This is a genomic window from Janthinobacterium rivuli (assembly GCF_029690045.1).
In the GTDB taxonomy this organism is placed as follows: domain Bacteria; phylum Pseudomonadota; class Gammaproteobacteria; order Burkholderiales; family Burkholderiaceae_D; genus Janthinobacterium; species Janthinobacterium rivuli.
In genome coordinates, this window is the sequence record NZ_CP121464.1 from 5,692,217 (window position 1) to 5,707,729 (window position 15,513).

19 protein-coding genes are annotated in these 15,513 nt (G+C 63.2%); 10 read left to right on the forward strand and 9 right to left on the reverse strand.

Translation table 11 applies throughout. The features are described 5' to 3' along the window. Positions 1-2: 2 nt before the first annotated feature. The gene (locus P9875_RS25820; RefSeq protein WP_278316977.1) at positions 3-701 is read right to left on the reverse strand and encodes a 3-oxoacid CoA-transferase subunit A; all 699 of its coding nucleotides are present in this window, start codon (positions 699-701) and stop codon (positions 3-5) included. 165 nt (positions 702-866) lie between these two features. Between P9875_RS25820 and P9875_RS25825 the strand changes: the two genes are divergently transcribed. Next, the gene (locus P9875_RS25825) at positions 867-1,694 is read left to right on the forward strand and encodes an IclR family transcriptional regulator domain-containing protein (RefSeq protein WP_278316978.1); all 828 of its coding nucleotides are present in this window, start codon (positions 867-869) and stop codon (positions 1,692-1,694) included. 16 nt (positions 1,695-1,710) lie between these two features. Here the strand turns inward: P9875_RS25825 and P9875_RS25830 are convergent, their stop codons facing one another. Genes P9875_RS25830 through P9875_RS25845 form a run of 4 tightly spaced genes read right to left on the reverse strand, consistent with a single transcriptional unit; the run spans position 1,711 to position 3,825 of the window. Further along, entirely contained in the window at positions 1,711-2,568 is an 858-nt protein-coding gene (locus P9875_RS25830; RefSeq protein WP_099376593.1) for a ChaN family lipoprotein, read from the reverse strand. A 42-nt stretch (positions 2,569-2,610) separates the two neighbouring features. Next, complete coding sequence (locus P9875_RS25835; RefSeq protein WP_278316979.1) at positions 2,611-3,042, reverse strand: DUF6691 family protein; 432 nt, start codon at positions 3,040-3,042, stop codon at positions 2,611-2,613. Then, the gene (locus tag P9875_RS25840; RefSeq protein WP_278316980.1) at positions 3,039-3,464 is read right to left on the reverse strand and encodes a YeeE/YedE family protein; all 426 of its coding nucleotides are present in this window, start codon (positions 3,462-3,464) and stop codon (positions 3,039-3,041) included. Before P9875_RS25840 ends, P9875_RS25835 begins: the two co-directional genes overlap by 4 nt. 7 nt (positions 3,465-3,471) lie before the next feature. Beyond that, entirely contained in the window at positions 3,472-3,825 is a 354-nt protein-coding gene (locus P9875_RS25845; protein WP_278316981.1) for an ArsR/SmtB family transcription factor, read from the reverse strand. Between the two features lie 331 nt (positions 3,826-4,156). On the opposite strand from P9875_RS25845, the gene P9875_RS25850 reads away from it, so the two are divergent. Next, on the forward strand, positions 4,157-4,561 hold the full coding sequence (locus P9875_RS25850; protein WP_278316982.1) for a hypothetical protein: 405 nt from the start codon (positions 4,157-4,159) through the stop codon (positions 4,559-4,561). An 83-nt stretch (positions 4,562-4,644) separates the two neighbouring features. Here P9875_RS25850 and P9875_RS25855 read toward each other — a convergent pair whose 3' ends face one another. From P9875_RS25855 to P9875_RS25865, 3 genes are read right to left on the reverse strand one after another with little or no spacing between them, the layout of a single operon-like run. Continuing rightward, the gene (locus tag P9875_RS25855) at positions 4,645-4,824 is read right to left on the reverse strand and encodes a hypothetical protein (protein ID WP_099376588.1); all 180 of its coding nucleotides are present in this window, start codon (positions 4,822-4,824) and stop codon (positions 4,645-4,647) included. 19 nt (positions 4,825-4,843) lie between these two features. Next, positions 4,844-5,425 (reverse strand): DUF1697 domain-containing protein, encoded by a 582-nt coding sequence (locus P9875_RS25860; RefSeq protein WP_278316983.1) that lies wholly within the window; start codon positions 5,423-5,425, stop codon positions 4,844-4,846. A gap of 15 nt (positions 5,426-5,440) precedes the next feature. After that, positions 5,441-7,018, reverse strand: coding sequence for a sensor histidine kinase (locus P9875_RS25865; RefSeq protein ID WP_035822031.1), 1,578 nt, complete (start codon positions 7,016-7,018; stop codon positions 5,441-5,443). Positions 7,019-7,228: 210 nt separating this feature from the next. Between P9875_RS25865 and P9875_RS25870 the strand changes: the two genes are divergently transcribed. Then, positions 7,229-7,558 carry a hypothetical protein gene (locus P9875_RS25870; protein WP_341353810.1) on the forward strand — a complete coding sequence of 110 codons (330 nt, stop codon included), beginning with the start codon at positions 7,229-7,231 and terminating at the stop codon, positions 7,556-7,558. Next, positions 7,555-8,400: an HDOD domain-containing protein gene (locus P9875_RS25875; RefSeq protein WP_035822035.1), complete on the forward strand. Its 846-nt coding sequence runs from the start codon at positions 7,555-7,557 to the stop codon at positions 8,398-8,400. The genes P9875_RS25870 and P9875_RS25875 overlap by 4 nt, the downstream gene beginning before the upstream one ends. Positions 8,401-8,541: 141 nt before the next feature. Here the strand turns inward: P9875_RS25875 and P9875_RS25880 are convergent, their stop codons facing one another. Continuing rightward, on the reverse strand, positions 8,542-8,868 hold the full coding sequence (locus P9875_RS25880) for a hypothetical protein (protein WP_034746769.1): 327 nt from the start codon (positions 8,866-8,868) through the stop codon (positions 8,542-8,544). Between the two features lie 646 nt (positions 8,869-9,514). Here P9875_RS25880 and miaB point away from each other — a divergent pair. The 6 genes from miaB to lnt all read left to right on the forward strand — a co-directional run bounded on the left by miaB (position 9,515) and on the right by lnt (position 15,417). Next, entirely contained in the window at positions 9,515-10,882 is a 1,368-nt protein-coding gene (gene miaB, locus P9875_RS25885) for a tRNA (N6-isopentenyl adenosine(37)-C2)-methylthiotransferase MiaB (protein ID WP_099401557.1), read from the forward strand. Then, positions 10,879-11,943, forward strand: a complete 1,065-nt coding sequence (locus tag P9875_RS25890; protein WP_034746759.1) for a PhoH family protein — start codon at positions 10,879-10,881, stop codon at positions 11,941-11,943. The genes miaB and P9875_RS25890 overlap by 4 nt, the downstream gene beginning before the upstream one ends. Continuing rightward, positions 11,927-12,391, forward strand: coding sequence for an rRNA maturation RNase YbeY (gene ybeY, locus P9875_RS25895; RefSeq protein ID WP_278316985.1), 465 nt, complete (start codon positions 11,927-11,929; stop codon positions 12,389-12,391). The genes P9875_RS25890 and ybeY overlap by 17 nt, the downstream gene beginning before the upstream one ends. A 4-nt stretch (positions 12,392-12,395) precedes the next feature. Then, the gene (locus P9875_RS25900) at positions 12,396-12,824 is read left to right on the forward strand and encodes a DUF4259 domain-containing protein (RefSeq protein ID WP_035822043.1); all 429 of its coding nucleotides are present in this window, start codon (positions 12,396-12,398) and stop codon (positions 12,822-12,824) included. 117 nt (positions 12,825-12,941) lie between these two features. Then, positions 12,942-13,820 (forward strand): HlyC/CorC family transporter, encoded by an 879-nt coding sequence (locus P9875_RS25905; protein WP_034746750.1) that lies wholly within the window; start codon positions 12,942-12,944, stop codon positions 13,818-13,820. Between the two features lie 16 nt (positions 13,821-13,836). Beyond that, on the forward strand, positions 13,837-15,417 hold the full coding sequence (gene lnt, locus P9875_RS25910; protein ID WP_278316986.1) for an apolipoprotein N-acyltransferase: 1,581 nt from the start codon (positions 13,837-13,839) through the stop codon (positions 15,415-15,417). The last annotated feature ends 96 nt before the right edge of the window (positions 15,418-15,513 follow it).

The following is a 15,513-nucleotide window of genomic DNA, read 5'->3' on the forward strand; positions in this document are numbered from 1 at the left end:
CCTCAGGCAGCTTTGAAGCCGGCGGGGCCGGTGGCCGTGCGCGGCACTTGCACGAGGCGTTGCACGAACAGGCCCGGCGTGATGACGTGCTCGGGATCGATGCTGCCCAAGTCAAGCACCTCGTGCACGGAAGCAATGCTGACTTTCGCGGCCATGGCCATGATGGGACCGAAGTTGCGCGCCGTCTTGCGGTAAGTCAGGTTGCCCCAGCGGTCGCCCTGCTCCGCCTTGATCAGCGCGAAATCGGCGTGGATCGGCGACTCGAACACATACATGCGGCCGTCGATCTCGCGTGTTTCCTTGCCCTTGGCCAGGTCCGTGCCATAGCCCGTCGGCGTGAAAAAGCCGCCGATGCCGGCGCCGGCGGCGCGGATGCGCTCGGCCAGATTGCCCTGCGGCACTAGCTCCAGCTCCAGCTTGCCCGCGCGGTACAAGGCATCGAAGACGTGGGAATCGGCCTGGCGCGGGAACGAGCAGATGATCTTGCGCACTTGCCCGTTTTTCAGCAGGGCGGCCAGGCCCGTGTCGCCGTTGCCCGCATTATTGTTGACGATGACGAGGTCGCGCGCGCCGTGGGCGATCAAGCCGTCGATCAACTCGGCCGGCTGGCCCGCGCCGCCAAAGCCGCCAATCATGACGGTGGCGCCATCGTGGATATCGGCCAGCGCATCAAGCACGCTGGAACGCAGTTTGTCGATCATTGCTGTCTCCTCCAAGTCAAACCCATCAGCCATTTGTTCGCATAACGAACAAATATTCGCATTTAGAACTTATTCGTGAGAATATGCCTGATCGGGGCGCTTGTCAATTTGCCGTTTTCGCCAGCGCCATGGCTATAATTGCCACCTTGATCAATTGGAATTGCCATGACCGCACGCAGCAGCACCTCCCTCTCCGCCGAAGACACCGTCGATGCCGATGGCGCACCGCGCCCAGGCGACAGCTATGTGCAATCGTTCGCGCGGGGCCTGGCCGTGCTGCGCAGCTTTGGCGCGGATGCGCCGCAACAGACCCTGAGTGAAGTGGCGGAACGGGCGCAGCTGACGCGCGCGGGCGCGCGGCGCATCCTGCACACCTTGCTGCATCTTGGCTACGTGGAAGCGGAGGGGCGGCTGTTCCGTTTGACGCCCAAGGTGCTTGACCTCGGTTACGCCTACCTGTCATCCCTGCCCGTGTGGACGCAGGCGCAGCCGCTGCTGGAAGAATTGATGCAGACCTTGCGCCAGTCGTGCTCGGCCACCGTGCTCGACGGCGACGACATCGTGTATGTGGTGCGCCTGTCCGCGCACCGCACCATGTCGATCAACCTGGGCATCGGCAGCCGCCTGCCCGCCTATTGCACCTCGATGGGACGGGTTTTACTGTCGGGCCTGGCGCCCGACGTGCTGCGCGAACGGCTGTCGAAGATGGCGCTGCTGAAAATCACGCCGGCAACCAAGGTCGATATCGACGTCTTGATGGAAGAGATTGCACAAGTGCGGCGCCAGGGCTGGTGCCTGGTGCAGGAAGAACTGGAACAGGGCTTGATCGCCCTGGCCGCGCCTGTGTTCGACCGGGCCGGCAAGGTGGTGGCGGCGATCAACGTCAGCGGCCAGACGGCGGGGCCGTCCGTGGCGCATCTGCTGGAACACAGCCTGCCGAAACTGCTCGATACGGCCAGCCGGGTCAGCGCGCTGGTGCGGGTGCAGCAGTAGGCTTATTTCTTGAACCTTATTTCTTGAATTTGGCGCACGGGTCCGGGCGCGGTTGCGCCGGCATCGTTTGCGTCAGGTCAAACGTGCCCTTGAAACCGGTGCTACCCTGCTCCAGGTAGCCGATGCTGCGCAGGTTCAGTTGCGGGTCGGCCAGTTTCAGCCAGCGGGGCACGCCGATATCCTTGCGCACATGCGCATTGCCGGCGATCAGCACCACGTCGCGCGGCGCCTGGTCGCGGATCAGCTTGGCCATCCAGATATCGCGCGCCACCTGGGCGTTGACGACGCCTTTAATCATCATGTCGGGCAGCATGTTGCAACGGGCCGCCTGGACTTCCTTCTGTTGCCCGTCGAGGATATCGGCCGGCACGGGCGCGGCCAGGTAGGTGGCCACCATGGCGGGCGGCATCGACCACTGGATGCCGTCGCGTACGATGCGCGAGGCATCGGCGGGCGACAGATTGCCGGCGACCAGGGTCAGCTGGTAGCTGATGACGAGGTCCAGCACGGGGCGGTACAAGCTCCAGTCCCAGCGCGGCTGTTCCATCACGCGGATGATGCAATCGGGGTCGGCGCAATCGCGCGCGGCGCGCGTCAGCAAGGCCTGGTTTTCGCGGTCGAACTGTTCCATGACAATCACGGGACGCCAGCCGGTCGCCAGGCGGCGGCGCAATTCCTCCACGCGCAGGCGCTGGCCTTGCGCATTGTCATGGACTTCGCCCAGCAGCAACACTTGCGGATTGGGCAAGGTGTCAGCCACGGGCACGGGAGCGGGCGGAGCGTCTTTCTTCAGCAAGCTGCCGCAGGCGGCCAGCGCCAGCACGCTGCACAGCAGGGCGGCGCGCGCGCCGGCGCGGAAAATCACGGTTGTCATGTAAGCAGTATCCAAAGTGGCGATGCGCCAGATTGTACCGTCTCAGGCCGGCGCGGGCAGCTTGCGGCGCTCCAGCACTTCAAACAGGGCCATGCCGGCCAGCATCGCGCTCACAAACATCCACGCCTTCGGCTGGCCCGCCAGCAGGGACACGAGGGCGGGGCCGGGACAGAAACCGGCGATGCCCCAGCCCGCGCCAAAGGCCAGGCTTCCCAGCAGCAAGCGCCGGTCGATGCGCCGCGATGCTGGCAATTGCATGGCTACACCCAACAGCGACCTGGTGCGCCGCCGCGCCAGCCAGAAGGCGGGCAGGGCCACGCCGATGGCGCCGCCCATCACCAGCGCCAGCGACGGGTCCCAGGCGCCGGCCAGATCGAGGAAAGCGAGCACCTTGGCCGGGTTGCTCATGCCGGAGACGATCAGGCCCAGACCAAAGACGAGGCCGCTCAACAGGGAAAGGATCAGCTTGCTCATAAGTGTCGCAACAGATACACGGTGAAGAAACCGGCCGCCATGAAGGCGCAAGTGGCCGCCAGCGAACGCGCAGACAGGCGCGACAGGCCGCACACGCCGTGGCCGCTGGTGCAGCCGGCGCCATAGCGCACACCGACGCCCACCAGCAGGCCCGCGACGATCAGGGCCGGCGTGCCCGCGTCGATCTGTACGGGCGGCAAGGCTTGCCACAAGCGGTACAGCAGGGGCGTGCCGATCAGGCCGGCAAGAAAGGCGATACGCCAGCCCAGGTCGCCGCTGCGCGGGCGCAGCAAGCCGCCGACAATGCCGCTGATGCCGGCGATGCGGCCATTGAACAGAATCAGCAAGGCAGCGGCCAGGCCGATCAGCATGCCGCCGGCCAGCGAGGCCCACGGCGTGAAGTGCTGCCAGGCTATGTTCATGGCAGTATCAGTCGGCTTCGTCGTTGAAGCTGGGGCGCGGCGCGCAAAATTGTGCGTACAGCACTTGCAGCACGGCCAGCACGGGCGCGCTGGCGACGCGGTAATAAATCTGCTTGCCGTCGCGCCGCGTGGCCACCAGCATCTCTTCGCGCAGCACACCCAGCTGCTGCGACAGGGTCGGCTGGCCGATGCCCACTTTCTGTTCGAGGTCGCTGACGCAATGCTCGCCCTGCGACAGCTGGCACAGCAGCATCAAACGGTCGGCATTGCCCATGGCCTTGAGCAGCGAGCTGGCCTTGTAGGCCGAGCCACGCATGGCGTCGAGGTTGTATTCGGCGTGTTGTGTTGCAACTGTCTCCATCTTGCCCTCCCACAGGCGGTCATATTGAACATCGTGCGATAAACAATATACTAATCAATATATTGTTTTCGTGCTGGCGATTCGCACAAAAAAACAACAGTGTTTTTCGACGATAGCGTGCTCATGCCAAGTGTGCGGCAGCGATAGCCTGCGCGCTATCAAAATGATAAATATTCGTAATTTAAAGCAAATATACGTAGCAAAATTGCCACGATTTGTGCTGTAATAAGACCTCATCAGAAAAATCGTGATACGCCCCCGTACAGGCGAATTATCCGTCCATGCGCAGGCCGGTTTCGGCCGCGCCGCACGGTGAACCAGGGAGTCAAAGATGAAGATACTTGAGCCGCTATGCATGGCCATGCTGGCGCTGTCGGCGTGTGCCGGCAATGTGGCGGCCAGCGATAGTTCCCCGCCCACGGCACGCGCGCCTGCCGTCAGCGACGACAGTCTCGGTTTCACCAGCACGGCCGACAATCCCGGCTGGGAAACACCGGACTTGCCGTATGCGCGCCTGCTGACGCAGGGCACGACGCTCAATGCCACCCCGCGCTGGCGCAGCGCCGGTGCGCGCCAGGGCGCATTGCCGCCGCCTGCGGCCACCATCCCGGCGGTACAGCAAGCGAACGTGCCGCCGCCTGTGCCCGAAGCGAGCATGGTCTCGATGTTGCTGGTGGGACTGGGCTTGCTGGCCTTTAGCATGCACGGTGAAAAACAGGAAAAATTCGATAGCTGAGCGTATTTCGGCGGCCGATGCCGCTGCCTTAAAAAAAATTCCGCCTTGTGCGGAATTTTTTTGACCACGTCAATCGTCCGGCCTCACTTGTCCAGCAAGCGGCAGACTCTTTCGATATTCCCCACAGGAATGCCTGACTTCAGGGCGCGCGCGATGCAGGCCGCCTTGTCCGTGCCCGAGGCGGAAATGAGCACGAAGGCCGTGCCCAGGGCGCTGACGGCAACCAGCAGGATCAGCACGCCCTTGACGATATCCCAGTTCATGGCGTCTCGATGGTAGACATCAGTGCTCCTTGGCAGATGTGGCTGCCGCCTCCGGCCCGTTCAGCAGCGCCTGTAATTTTTGCATGGTGGCCCAGTTGCGCGAGGTGACGCCATCGCCCAGCAGCACACCGAGCGCCGCCACCACCTTGCTGGCCAGCACGCCGTCGGGACACCAGGCATACGCGGCCCATTGGCCCAGCGCCAGCGCTTCCGGCTGCCACGGCCGCTGCAGCAAGGGCGCCAGGCGCTGCATGTCGGCCGGATTGTTCAGCACCAGGGTCAGCAGACGGGCCGCATCGGCCGCTGGCGCCAACGTGTTTTGTTCGATCAGTTCGGCAAACTGGCTGGCCGACAGCACCGTCACCCTGGCCGCCACGCCCAGTTTCAGCACCAGCGCTTCCTCGATGCGGGCAGCGGCGTCGGCCGGCGCGACCTTGCCGCCGTCATACACGACGTTACCGCTGTTGAGCACGGTGCGCGCCTGCGCAAAACCCAGGTCGCCCAGCAGTTTGCGCAGGTCGGCCATGGCCACGCGCTTGGCGCGGCCCACATTGATGCCGCGCAAAAACGCCACTTGCTGACTGTTTTCCATCTGTGCCATGTCTTGTCTCCTTGCCTATGCCTGGCCGGCCGGCACGCTGGCGGCGCCTTCCGGCAATGGCGTCACCTTGGGCAAGCGCAGCAGGAACGTCGCGCCCTGCCCCAAGGTGCTGCTGACCGTGATGGTGCCGCCAAACTGCTTGGCAATCAAGTTGAATACGATATTCAAGCCCAGGCCCGTGCCGCCCTGTCCCCGCCGCGTGGTGACAAACGGATCGAACACGCGGTCGAGCATGTCGGGCGCGATGCCGCGGCCGTTGTCGCGCACCTGCATGGCGATCCAGTCCTTGTCGCCATGCACGCCGATATGGATATGGCCGTCCGTGTCCGCATCAAAGGCGTGCTCGACGCAGTTCAGTACCAGGTTGGTCAGCACCTGCGCCAGCGCGCCCGGATAGCTGTCGAGCATGATGCCGGGTGGGCAATCGATATCGATGCGGATGCGCGTCTTTTTCAGGGTCGGCTGCAGGCTCGAGATCACCTCGCCAATATAGTCGCGCAATTCAAATAAACGGCGCGCCTCGCTGACCTGGTCGACGGCGATCTGCTTGAAGCTGTGGATCAAGTGCGCGGCGCGGTAGGCATTGTTCATGATCAGGCGCGCGCTTTCGCCGGCCGTTTCCAGGTAGCGCACGATATCGGTCTTCTTCACGCTGCCGCCGGCCACCGCCGCGCTGATCTCATCGGTCGCTTCCTTCAGCACCGAGGCACTGGTCAGCGCGATGCCGACCGGGGTGTTGATTTCATGCGCCACGCCGGCCACCAGGCTGCCCAGCGAGGCCAGGCGTTCCGACTGCAGCAACGATTCCTGCGCGCGGCGCAGCTCGTCCATGGCCTGCGCCGTTGCCTGCTGCGAGCGGCGCGCCATGTCTTCCGCCTCGCGGCTGCCCTCGATGATGGACTTGAGCTTGCGCTGCACGGCATTGAAGCCGCGGATCACGTCGCCCAGTTCGTCGCGCCGGTTTTCCGGCAGCTCTTCAACCTCGTCGCTGCCGCGCGTGGCCAGGTCGAACAAGCCGTCGCGCAACTGTTTCAAGGGGCCAAAGACGATGCGCAGGCTCAGCGCCAGGGCGCCCACCAAAATGATGTCAAGCAGCAACACTTCCAGCACCTTGCGCCGCACTTCGCCGCGCAGGGCCGCATCGATCTGGGCGCGGCTGAAATTGACGATAACCTTGCCGACGATCACCGGCTTGCCGCCCGTGGCCGCAGCCACGGCGTCGCGGAACACCAGCGGCGCCTCGACGGGCGTGCCGCCCATGGCTACGTCGGCGCTCAAGGGCACCAGGGTGCCGGCCGCGTCGCGCACTTCGCCGGCGAACAGGCCGACGGAGGCGTCGTAGACGCGAATACCAACCAGTTCCGGCGGCAGCATTTCTGCCGCGACAATGCTGTCAACCTTGGATTTGTCGAGGTCCCACAGGGCCGAAGGCAAGCTGGTCTGCAAGCGCGTCAGCACGCCGCTGCGCAGGCGCGCGCTGCCCGATTCGAGTTCCTGGCTCAGTGTATATTGGGTATAGGTACCCGAAATGCCCAGCACCAGGGTGACGATCACGACAAAAAGCAGGGTCAGCCGGACTTGGATACTCACCATCGATCAATACTCCCCGTGCCAGGCCGCCAGCCCGCGGCGCGGGCGCACAGACGTCAGCGGACAACAGCCTGAATCAAATGTACGGTATGACATGCTTATTGGCAAGATTTACAGCAATGCCGTTTTCCTCAGGGCCTTGATACAGGTTGAGACATTGCGTCATGGCAATGGTAATATCCCGCAATCATCTAAGGAGTCGTCATGGCGGTCATGCATCAACATCTACCCCTGGAACAAGTTCGTCCTGGCATGGTCTTGTCGGATGTCTTGCTCGATGCGCATGGACAAGTGCTGCTGCCGCAAGGCGCGGTACTCACGGAAAACATGCTGGCCCTGATGCCGCGCCACAACATCGACATGCTGCCGATCCAGGCGCCGCCACCGTCACCCGAAGAAATCGCCGCGCAACAGGCGGCCGACAGTGAACGGCTGGCCTACCTGTTCCGCAAGCATGACCCCGAGGATCCCTTGGACGCGGCCACCACCTTGCTGCGCGCCTATGTCACGGCTTACCGCCTGGGCACGGGAGAGGCCGCATGAGCACCCAGCTGACGCTCGACGACATCGTCGCCCACCTCGACGATCTGCCCTCGCTGCCCGCCGTCGTGATGGAACTGCTCAACAGCATCGACCAGGAAGACGTCGATATTTCCGTGCTGGCCAAAAAAGTGTCATACGACCAGGCGCTGACGGCAAAAACCCTGCGCCTGGCCAACTCCTCGCAATATGGCTTGCAAGTCAAAGCCACCACCATCCAGCAGGCGATCACTTACCTAGGCTTCCAGACGACGCGCAGCCTGATCACGTCGGCCGCCATCACGGGTTGCTTCCCGGAAGGACGCTGCCCCGGTTTCGACGACAAGGCTTTCTGGCGCCATTCGGTGGCCACGGCCGCTTGCGCCAAGGTGCTGGCGCGGCAGATCCGCTTCAACCAGGACTACGCCTTCACGGCCGGCCTGCTGCACAACATCGGCCGCCTGGTGCTGGTCAGCAGCTTTCCCGCGCACTACGCGCAAGTCATCGCGCACCAGGCGGCGCACGATTGCAGCCTGCTCGAAGCGGAGCAGACCGTGCTGGGCGTGGACCACGTGCAGGCGGGCGTGGCGCTGGCCGAGCACTGGAATTTTTCCGACACCATGCGTCTGGCGCTGGGCAACTACCTGCAGCCGGAAACGCCGGGAGCAGGCTTCCTCGCATCGCTGATCCACGTGGCCAATGCGATTGTGTGCGCGCTCGACCTGGCGCAGGCGGGCGACGACATGGTGCCGCGCGTCTCGCCGGTGGCCTGGGATGCGCTGGGCCTGGGCGAAGACACGTATCTGCAGCTGTTCCGCGAAACGGAGCTGCGCTACGATGAAATCACCTCGGCGCTGCTGAGCTAAACACTGGCGCAAACGCAAACGGCTCTCGCTGCGAGGCGAAAGCCGTTAGGGGTATTACGGTACGTCCATGCTGCCCGGTCCACGCCAGCCTGTTGCCGCCAGCAGCTACGCAAGCGGCACAGTCAGCGTACAACCGCCACATCAGTGCGCGTAATTCGATTCTTGCGCATCGCCGCGGTCTTCCGCTTTTGGACGGCCCTGGGCGTCGGACAAACGATACTTGGTGCGGCGGTCGCCCATCAGGTCGCGCAGGTCACGGATGCTCATGCCCGTCACTTCGTGCATGCGGATCAGCAGCGAGGCGCCGACCGGCAAGCGGTGGTGGCGGATCTTGCTGATGACGGGTGGCGCCACTTCCAGCAGACGCGACAGGGCTGCATCGTTTTTCAGCTGCATCTTGCTCAGCAGAATATCCAGCAGGTGGTTCGGGTTGTAACTCTCTTGCGATGCTAATGCATGATGTGCCATGATTTTTCCTCGTCTGGTGAATGTAGAAAATAATGCCGATTCGAACTTAAGGCTGGCTTAGAGTGTTTAATTAAATAAACGTCTTTCCATCGGATTCAGCCTCCCCTCCTTATCGCACTGCCTGCACAGGACCTGCACAGCCACGCCCAGCCAAGGTACGCAGCTTGCCGCGTGGCTAAAAGCACGTGCAATTCACTGAAATGAATTGCATATAAGACAATATACTAGCCCAATCACGCAGCATCTGCGCCTCGCGCAAACTTCCTGATTGTTAAATATCAATCAAGCTGCTGGTTGGCTTGGCAACGATGCTATTTCAACACATTAGGATGCCAGCGGGCGCACACAAGGCTTTGCAGCAACTTGTTACAAATCAATGGTGTCGCACGGCAATAAATGCTTTTAGGCATTACTGAAAATGGGCGCATATGCAGGCGGCAACCTTGTCGGCAAGGTAAGCACAACATGGCCCGCCCCGGCGATTTACGCTAAACTATGGCCTGAACTTGCAGCGAGCCTGCCACCGGGCAGCCAGAGGCGCCCGGCCGGTCATCCACCGCGCCCGCCCCTGAGCGGCCCCCTGCGCTGCAGCATCCTGCCCAACCCTCTTGTTTGCCGCCACACTTACCGATAAGCGCCCGACGCCATGCAGAAAAAAGTATTCATTAAAACCTTCGGCTGCCAGATGAACGAGTACGACTCGGACAAGATGGCCGACGTGCTGGGCGCCTCCGATGGCCTGGTGCGCACCGACACGCCGGAAGATGCCGATGTGATCCTGCTCAATACCTGCTCCGTGCGCGAAAAGGCGCAGGAAAAAGTGTTTTCCGACCTGGGCCGTCTGCGCGAGCTGAAACTGGCCAAGCCGCACCTGTTGATCGGTGTAGGCGGCTGCGTGGCGTCGCAGGAAGGCGACGCCATCGTCAAGCGCGCGCCGTATGTCGACATGGTCTTCGGCCCGCAAACCCTGCACCGCCTGCCGCAGATGATCGAGTTGCGCCGCGCCAGCGGCGATGCGCAAGTGGACATCAGCTTCCCGGAAATCGAAAAGTTCGACCACATGCCGCCGGCCAAGGTGGAAGGCGCCTCGGCGTTCGTCTCCATCATGGAAGGCTGCAGCAAATATTGCAGCTACTGCGTCGTGCCCTACACGCGCGGCGAGGAAGTCTCGCGCCGCTTCGAGGACGTGCTGACGGAAGTGGCGGGCCTGGCCGCCCAGGGCGTCAAGGAAATCACGCTGCTGGGCCAGAACGTGAACGCCTACCGGGGCGCGATGGAAGGCGGAGACATCGCCGACTTCGCCCTGCTGCTCGAATACGTGGCCGACATTCCCGGCATCGAGCGCATGCGCTTCGTCACCAGCCACCCGAAGGAATTCACGCAGCGCCTGATCGACGCGTACGCGAAGATCCCGCAGCTGGTCGACCATTTATATCTGCCGGCGCAGCACGGTTCCGACAAGATCCTCGGCGCCATGAAGCGCGGCTACACGGGCCTCGAATACAAGTCCATCATCCGCCGCATCCGCGCCGTGCGCCCGAACATGGCCATTTCGTCGGACTTCATCGTCGGTTTCCCCGGCGAGACGCAGGCCGACTTCGACGCCATGATGAAGCTGATCGCGGACGTGGGCTTTGACAACAGCTACAGCTTCATCTTCAGCAAACGCCCCGGCACGCCGGCCGCCAGCCTGGAAGACGACACGCCGCATGAAGTCAAGCTGGCCCGTTTGCAGCAGCTGCAGGCGGCCATCGACGCCAACACGCGCAAGTACAGCCTGGCCATGGTGGGCACCGTGCAAACCATCCTCGTCGAAGGCCGTTCGAAGAAGGACACAATTGATCGTGAGCTGCAAGGCCGCACGGAAAACAACCGCGTGGTCAACTTCGACGCCGGCCCCGACGGTTTGCAATTGATCGGCCAGCTGGTCGACGTGCGCATCACCGAAAGCCATTCCTACACCCTGCGCGGCGAACTCGTCGCCAGCGCACCCGCATTGAAAAGAGCCAGTTGAAAACCAAAGCCCCGATACAGCCGCATTACTTCATCCCCGAGCCGCTGGACAACACGCGCCTGGCGCACCTGTGCGGCCCCCTCGATGAAAACCTGCGCCAGATTTCCGCCGCCCTCGACGTGACGATCTTCCGCCGCGGCGAGAAATTCATCGTCGGCGGCAGCAATGCCGAACGCGCAGTGGAAATCCTGGAACAGTTCTACGCCATCGCCAACAAGGTCGTGCCGCTGGAAGAAGTGCAACTGGCCCTGGTGGAGCAGCGCGCGGGCCTGTCCGCCGCCTCGGAACACCACGCCAACGCGCCCGCCAGCACCTTCGTCGAGCCGGACATCGCCAGCCCCGTGCTGAAAACGCGGCGCTCCGACCTGCGCGGGCGCACGCCGCACCAGATCGCGTATTTGCGCGACATCCTCGAACACGACATCAGCTTCGGCGTGGGTCCGGCCGGCACGGGTAAAACCTACCTGGCCGTCGCCTGCGCCGTCGACGCGCTCGAGCGCGATGCCGTCAAGCGCATCATCCTGACGCGCCCCGCCGTCGAAGCGGGCGAACGCCTGGGCTTTCTGCCGGGCGACCTGGCGCAAAAGGTCGACCCGTATCTGCGTCCCCTGTACGACGCGCTGTACGATTTGCTGGGCTTTGACCGCACGCAAAAGCTGTTTGAAAAACAGGTGATCGAGATCGCCCCGCTGGCCTACATGCGCGGACGCACCCTGAACCACGCCTTCGTCATCCTCGATGAAGCGCAAAACACCACCGTCGAACAGATGAAGATGTTCTTGACGCGCATCGGCTTTGGCAGCAAGGCCGTGGTGACGGGCGACGTCACGCAAGTCGACCTGCACAAGAGCCAGACGAGCGGCCTGATCGACGCCGTGCATGTGCTGAAAGATGTGCGCGGCATCGGCTTCACGCAATTTAACAGCACCGACGTGGTGCGCCACCCGCTCGTCGCACGCATCGTCGACGCGTATGAAACGGCGCAGGCGGCCAACGCCGACGCCGCCCACCTGCCCTCCTTATTGAAACCAGCTGCCGCCAAAAATGTCCGAAAAAAATAAACTGTCCTTGTCCGTGCAATACCCGGACACCCGCCTGGAAACCCTGATCACGCGCCCGAAAGTGCGCCGCTGGGTCAAGGCGGCCCTGTTCGCGCCGGCCGAATTCACGATCCGCTTCGTCGACGCGGAAGAAGGCCGCAGCCTGAACCGCGACTACCGCGAAAAGGACTACGCCACCAACGTGCTGACCTTCGCCTACAACGAAGGCGAAGAACTGGCCGAGGACGAGCCGACGCGCGCCGACATCATCCTGTGCACGGACGTGCTGGAAAAGGAGGCGCAAGAACAAAAGAAAAGCGTGGAAGAGCACACGGCCCATTTGATCGTCCACGGCGTGCTGCATGCGCAGGGCTACGACCACATGGATGACGAGGAAGCGGCCGAGATGGAGGACCTGGAAACGGACATCCTCGCGAAACTTGGCATTACCGACCCGTACAAGGAGTAAGCGCATGGGAACCTGGGCCACAGACGCCTTCGGCAACGACTACGCCATGGATTGGGCGCAGGATTTGCACGAATATAAAACCCTGGAACTGGTCGAGACGACGCTCGACAACGTCATCGACAGCCAGGAAGCGGAACTCGAGGCGCCGTTCGCCGCCGAGGCGCTGGCCGCGCTGGAAGTGATCGCGCGCCTGCAGGGCCAGCCTGGCGAGGGCGAGGACGATCCGGCCACCGCGGAAGTAGACGAATGGGTGGCCGCCTGCAAGAAGAAAGTCACGCCGCCGCTGCTGGAAAAAGCGCGCCTGGCCTTCGAGCGCATCACGGCCGAATCGTCGGAACTGCGCCAGCTGTGGCAGGACAGCGAGCATTTCGCCGACTGGCAGGCCGACGTGGCGGCCTTGCGCACACGCGTGCTGGGCCAGGAAGCGGCGTAAAACATCGCGCAACGGCGCACTTCAACGTATTAAATTTGCATCAAAAGCGGGGAAATCCGGTATGGCCCCACTTTTGGTGTATCCTATATCCCTTCGCAACAACGGCTCACGCCTCCTATGCCCGAGCACCCTAGTGGCGTCAGAACTGACGTCAAGCCCCACCGGTCACTGTTTGAACGCCTGACCGCACTCATTTCCCCCGAGCCAGAGAACCGTGCAGAATTGCTCGAAGTTCTACACGATGCGCATGAACGCAAGCTGATCGACGCCGACGCCCTGTCGATGATCGAAGGCGTGTTCCAGGTATCGGATCTCTGCGCGCGCGACATCATGATTCCCCGTTCGCAAATGGATGTCATCGACATCAGCAAGCCGATCGAGGAATGGATGCCGGAAGTCCTGTCGACCGCCCACTCGCGCTTCCCCGCGATCGAAGGCGAGCGCGACAAGGTTATCGGCATCCTGCTGGCGAAAGACTTGCTGCGTTATTACGCAGAAGAAACTTTCGACGTCCGCGACATGCTGCGCCCCGCCATCTTCATCCCCGAATCGAAACGCCTGAATGTGCTGCTGCGCGATTTCCGCGCCAACCACAATCACATGGCCATCGTCGTCGATGAATACAGCGGCGTCGCCGGCCTGATCACCATCGAAGACGTGCTGGAACAGATCGTCGGCGACATCGAGGACGAATACGACTTCGACGAAGCCGAGGACAATATCCTCTCGCTCAAGGAAGGCCAGTTCGGTCCCCGCTGGCGTGTCAAGGCGCTGACCGAGATCGAACAGTTCAACGAAGAAGTGGGCAGCCACCTGGTCGACGACGACGTCGACACCATCGGCGGCCTCGTCTCGAAGTACCTGGGCCGCATGGCGCACAAGGGCGATATTTTCGACCTGGGCAATCTGCGCTTCGAGGTGCTGCGCGCCGATGCGCGCCAGGTGCACGTGCTGCTCGTCGAGCGCCTGCCCAACGTGCCGGAACTGGAACTCTGACATGCGCGTGCTGTAAATGCGTTTCAGACGCGTCGATCCCAACGCCCCCGCCAAACCGCCCCGCAGCACGTGGGCGCGCATGCTGACTGCCGCCATCGCTGGCGCCGTCGCGGTGCTGGCGTTCGCCCCTTTCGGCTATTGGCCCCTGCAAATCCTCAGCCTGGGTGTGCTGTTCTACCAGGTGCTGCGCGCATCGAACGTCAAGGCCGGCGCGCTGATCGGCTGGGCCTATGGCTTTGGCTGGTGCGCGGCCGGCACGCACTGGCTGTATATCTCCATGCACCGCTATGGCGACATGGCCGCGCCGATCGCCGCCATCGCCGTGGCCCTGCTGGCCCTCCTGATGGCCATTTACGTGGCCCTGGCCATGGGTGCGGCCGCCTGGCTGCGCCAGCGCTGGGTGCTGTCCCTGCCCGCCATGACCCTGCTGGTATTGCCCGCCACCTGGACCCTGTTCGAATGGACGCGCGGCTGGCTGTTTACGGGTTTCCCGTGGCTGGCCACCGGTTACGCCCACAATGCCAGCCCGCTGGCCGGCTTTGCTCCCATCGTCGGCGCGTATGGCCTGGGCTGGCTGGCGGCGCTGTCGGCCGGCGCTCTGCTGCTGCTGACACATCGCACGCGCTGGTTTGCGCTGGGCGGCGTCATCGCCCTGTACGCGGCCGGTATCGGCTTGCAGTACGTGGCCTGGACGCACCCGGTCGGACGCCCGATCACGGTGCGCCTGTTGCAGGGCAACGTGCCGCAGCAGCAGAAATTCGACCCCGGCTTCGTGCTGGGCGCCCTGCAGATGTACCAGAGCGCCATCACCAGCGCGCCGGCCGACCTGATCGCCACGCCGGAAACAGCCGTCACCGTGCTGCCGCACCAGCTGCCGCCCGGCTATCTGGATAACCTGGCGGCGTATTCGCAGCAGACGGGCAGCACGATCTTGGTCGGCATGCCCGTGCTCGACGAGCAGCAGCGCTTCTACAATGCGGCCGTAGGGATCACGCCCAACGGCACAGAAGGCCCCTACTACCAGTACCGCAAACACCACCTGGTGCCGTTCGGCGAATTCGTGCCGCCCGGCCTGCACTGGTTTGTCGCCATGATGGCCATCCCGCTGGGCGACATGGGCCGCGGCGCGGAAGTCCAATCGCCTTTGCCCGTGCGCGACCAGCTGGTGCTGCCGAATATCTGCTACGAAGATTTGTTTGGCGAGGAAATCGCGGGACAGCTGGCCAGCGCCCACCGCCATGGCAAGCAGTCGGCGTCCGTGCTGCTCAATATCTCGAACCTGGCCTGGTTTGGCGACTCGATCGCCATCCCGCAGCATCTGCAGATTTCGCAGATGCGCAGCCTGGAAACGGGCCGCCCGATGCTGCGCTCGACGAACACGGGCGCCACCGCCGTCATCGACGGCAAGGGCGTGGTGCAAAGCCTGCTGCCGCCGGAGCAGCAAGCCACCCTGGCGGCCAAGGTGCAAGGCATGGGCGGCATGACGCCATACATTCTGTACGGCAATAAACTGGTGCTGGCCCTGGCCGCGCTGGCCCTGCTGACGGCCTTCCTGCTGTCGCGCGCCGCCCGCCGTGGCCGCGCCGCGCAGCAATAAGCGGCCGATATTGCCCGAAGAGTCACAGTGGGCCCGTAAAAACCGCTAAAATTAGCAAAACCCCGGCCCGGACGCGCTGCCAAGCATGCGTCCGGG

What these genes read in the sequence shown, in the direction of transcription:
- P9875_RS25865 (WP_035822031.1), bottom strand. Translation starts at nt 7,018, where the DNA reads ATGGTGAGTATCCAAGTCCGGCTGACCCTGCTTTTTGTCGTGATCGTC.
- P9875_RS25835 (WP_278316979.1), bottom strand. Translation starts at nt 3,042, where the DNA reads ATGAGCAAGCTGATCCTTTCCCTGTTGAGCGGCCTCGTCTTTGGTCTG.
- P9875_RS25875 (WP_035822035.1), top strand. Translation starts at nt 7,555, where the DNA reads ATGAGCACCCAGCTGACGCTCGACGACATCGTCGCCCACCTCGACGAT.
- P9875_RS25845 (WP_278316981.1), bottom strand. Translation starts at nt 3,825, where the DNA reads ATGGAGACAGTTGCAACACAACACGCCGAATACAACCTCGACGCCATG.
- P9875_RS25870 (WP_341353810.1), top strand. Translation starts at nt 7,229, where the DNA reads ATGCATCAACATCTACCCCTGGAACAAGTTCGTCCTGGCATGGTCTTG.
- miaB (WP_099401557.1), top strand. Translation starts at nt 9,515, where the DNA reads ATGCAGAAAAAAGTATTCATTAAAACCTTCGGCTGCCAGATGAACGAG.
- P9875_RS25850 (WP_278316982.1), top strand. Translation starts at nt 4,157, where the DNA reads ATGAAGATACTTGAGCCGCTATGCATGGCCATGCTGGCGCTGTCGGCG.
- P9875_RS25905 (WP_034746750.1), top strand. Translation starts at nt 12,942, where the DNA reads ATGCCCGAGCACCCTAGTGGCGTCAGAACTGACGTCAAGCCCCACCGG.
- P9875_RS25900 (WP_035822043.1), top strand. Translation starts at nt 12,396, where the DNA reads ATGGGAACCTGGGCCACAGACGCCTTCGGCAACGACTACGCCATGGAT.
- P9875_RS25830 (WP_099376593.1), bottom strand. Translation starts at nt 2,568, where the DNA reads ATGACAACCGTGATTTTCCGCGCCGGCGCGCGCGCCGCCCTGCTGTGC.
- P9875_RS25825 (WP_278316978.1), top strand. Translation starts at nt 867, where the DNA reads ATGACCGCACGCAGCAGCACCTCCCTCTCCGCCGAAGACACCGTCGAT.
- P9875_RS25840 (WP_278316980.1), bottom strand. Translation starts at nt 3,464, where the DNA reads ATGAACATAGCCTGGCAGCACTTCACGCCGTGGGCCTCGCTGGCCGGC.
- P9875_RS25860 (WP_278316983.1), bottom strand. Translation starts at nt 5,425, where the DNA reads ATGGCACAGATGGAAAACAGTCAGCAAGTGGCGTTTTTGCGCGGCATC.
- P9875_RS25855 (WP_099376588.1), bottom strand. Translation starts at nt 4,824, where the DNA reads ATGAACTGGGATATCGTCAAGGGCGTGCTGATCCTGCTGGTTGCCGTC.
- P9875_RS25820 (WP_278316977.1), bottom strand. Translation starts at nt 701, where the DNA reads ATGATCGACAAACTGCGTTCCAGCGTGCTTGATGCGCTGGCCGATATC.
- lnt (WP_278316986.1), top strand. Translation starts at nt 13,837, where the DNA reads ATGCGTTTCAGACGCGTCGATCCCAACGCCCCCGCCAAACCGCCCCGC.
- P9875_RS25880 (WP_034746769.1), bottom strand. Translation starts at nt 8,868, where the DNA reads ATGGCACATCATGCATTAGCATCGCAAGAGAGTTACAACCCGAACCAC.
- ybeY (WP_278316985.1), top strand. Translation starts at nt 11,927, where the DNA reads ATGTCCGAAAAAAATAAACTGTCCTTGTCCGTGCAATACCCGGACACC.